The 1,438-nt window shown below is 54.2% G+C and carries 1 protein-coding gene; it reads right to left on the bottom strand.

Translation table 11 applies throughout. From position 1 onward, the window contains the following. Positions 1–77 precede the first annotated feature (77 nt). Positions 78–1,277: an IS1249 family transposase gene (locus HMPREF2792_RS00395; protein ID WP_070529957.1), complete on the bottom strand. Its 1,200-nt coding sequence runs from the start codon at positions 1,275–1,277 to the stop codon at positions 78–80. Positions 1,278–1,438: the final 161 nt, after the last annotated feature.

The raw sequence follows: 1,438 nt of genomic DNA, 5'->3' as shown, positions 1-1,438 counted from the left end.
ACCGGCCTAAACGACAAAACGTGTTGTTTTCCGGCGTGTCGAGTTAAACGACAGATTGTGTTGGTGGGGGTTGGGGTTTAGCGTATGTGACCTTTACGTATTCCCATAGAGTGGTTGTAGGCAGTGTCGATGGCGCTGTCGTAGGTTGCTGGTCGGCCGTCTTCATGGCCGCTGGTGGCTTGTGTTTCCTGGTCGGCTAGGGTTTGTGCTTTGGCGAGTGCGTCCTGGCCCCAGTTTTGCTGCCTGGCGATTTCTACGGGGTCGTCAGGCAGCTGCGTGTGTAAGTACAGCCACCAGTCACAGGCGATGCGTTGTTGCTCGTCGCGCAGTCCTCGGTGGGCGTGCATCAGTTTCTTGATTTGCGAGTTCACTCCGCCTTCCAGGCTGTTGGTTGTGCGCTCTAAGCGTTGGCCTTCTTTAGCTTGGGTGAGGTAGGCAAAGAGGTGTCCGTGTTGACTCATTTTCTTCAGCTGTAGGTAGATTCCGCGGTGAACATCGTGGGTGTACCACCATTTTTTGTTGCCACGTTTGGATTTAGGAATCTGCTCGAAAGGGACGTCTTTGACGTAAGTTCTGGCTTTGAGCTGGGTGCTAAATACAGTGCCGAATTGGTGTAGCTTGGCAGTCCATTCGGCTGCTTCATCTAGGTTGGTAACGGCTAGCAGTTCGAAGGAAAGCCGTCGCAGTGCTTTGCCCATCAGCGAGGTGGGGTGCAGGCCTGTGGCGCGTTGAATGTTGCGTTTGACGTGGACAATGCAGCGTTGAACCGGGGTATCAGGCCACAGGCGGCGTAGTGCTTTAAGTCCTCCGGAATCCCCATCACAGGTCACCAGTTGTGGTGGGGCTAGTTCGTCCAGCAGGCGCATGTATGACCAGGAGGATTCCTTAGTGCACCAGAACCAGTTGATGACATGGCAGGAGTCAGCAGCCACGACAAGGCACTTGGTGTTGAAGTAGGTGCCGTCGATGAAGATTTGATCGTAGATTCGCTGCTTATCAACGCTTCGGGGAGGTTGGATAAGCCAGAACGTTTTGAACCGGCGTTGCAGAGTTCGTGATGAAACTCCGCAGGTCTTAGCTGTCTCTGTCAGGCTGTGGCCTGACATGAGCCACGAGATGAAAAGGCGAAACCATTTTGCTTGAACTGCGTCGTCATTGGTGCGGGTGAAAGTGGCCTTGCAAGTGCGGCATCGCCATCGTTGGCGACCAGTACTTGTCGTTCCGTATTTGATGCACACCCTGCTACAGACGGGGCATCGAGGATGATTCTTACTCATCCTCTCATCGTGAACCTAGGCAGCTAGCACACCGGCACTTCCCCGGCAGTATTTCCGGCCCGAGACTGGGGTATCCCTCCGGATAAGTGAAATCATCCTAATACCAGCACGCCAGACCAGCTAACCATCCAACCTCACCAACACATCCTGTCGTTTAGGCC

It is taken from the genome of Corynebacterium sp. HMSC068H04, from assembly GCF_001811255.1.
In the GTDB taxonomy this organism is placed as follows: Bacteria; Actinomycetota; Actinomycetes; order Mycobacteriales; family Mycobacteriaceae; genus Corynebacterium; species Corynebacterium hesseae.
Note: the sequence above shows the minus strand (reverse complement) of the source record. Positions and strands in the feature narration are given on the sequence as shown.